The organism is Bacillus sp. AC266, from assembly GCF_979253805.1.
The window spans coordinates 1-240 of record NZ_CEEDEC010000069.1; the positions used below are offsets into that span (position 1 = coordinate 1).

At 41.7% G+C, this 240-nt stretch carries 1 protein-coding gene; it reads right to left on the minus strand.

Annotation, left to right across the window (positions count from 1 at the left end; all coding sequences use genetic code 11):
- On the minus strand, positions 1-240 hold a 240-nt coding region (locus AC0IXC_RS29365; RefSeq protein ID WP_471653728.1), incomplete at both ends, for a PHP domain-containing protein.

The following is a 240-nucleotide window of genomic DNA, read 5'->3' on the forward strand; positions in this document are numbered from 1 at the left end:
TTCAAGTATTGCGAGTGATCAGTAATTGCCATAAATTTATATCCACGAGCGCGGCACGCTTGCACCATTGCTTCAATTGAAAAAGCACCGTCACTCCACGTTGTATGCATATGTAAATCACCCTGTATCTCAGAGAACTGAATTAAGTTCGGATACTCTTTAATTAATTCAATGTCTTTTCCATCTTCACGCACTTCTGGTGGGATGAATGGAAGGCCAAAGTGGGCGAAGAATGCTTCT